1 protein-coding gene is annotated in these 723 nt (G+C 49.8%); it reads right to left on the bottom strand.

The genetic code is table 11. The features are described from left to right. Positions 1–722 (bottom strand): heme o synthase (gene cyoE, locus R8N47_RS25030; protein WP_318186084.1); only part of this gene is annotated, 722 nt, incomplete at its 3' end. Position 723 lies beyond the last annotated feature (1 nt).

Genomic DNA, 723 nt, shown 5'->3' on the forward strand with positions numbered 1-723 from the left:
GCGACGTAGTTACTGTCGTCAATGCTGCGAAAGGTCACTTTCGTCCACATAAAGCAAACGACAGCCGCAACCGCTAAGTATTCATAGCCAGCTTCACCAAGTAAAAATAATCCCAACGATACTGCGCCAAAGGCCACCACATACGCTTTCATGTGTCGGTGTGCTTTATGAATACCCTCTTTAACGGGTAAAACCGGAATCCCCGCTTCTCGATAGTCTTGCATACGGAACATCGCAATCGCGTAGGAGTGCGGCATTTGCCATAAGCAGAACATGGTAAACAGCAAAATCGCTTCTAAGCTGATGAAGTTGGTCACCGCCAAGTAGCCCACTAATGGCGGCACGGCGCCAGAGATGCTACCAACGAGAGTGCCGTATACTGAGTTGCGCTTGTACCACATAGTGTAGAAGAACACGTAGTAGACGTAACCGAGTAGCACCACGACCGCCGAAAGCGGATTAACTAATTGGAACAGCAGCGCCGTTCCCACCAGTAACATCGCCAAAGCATAGACAAAGGCGACATCGATATTGATGTTCCCTTTTACGGTCTCACGATTTTGTGTCCGCGCCATCTTTTGGTCGATATCGCGGTCAAAAATATTGTTCACCACACAACCTGAAGCAATCACCAGCCCCACGCCAGCCAAGGTTGTTAAAAACAACGTCAGGCTCGCAGGTTCTGATTTTGCGGCGAGGAAGAACCCCGCCGCAACTGAGATC

The sequence above is a fragment of the Vibrio sp. 2132-1 genome, from assembly GCF_033344315.1.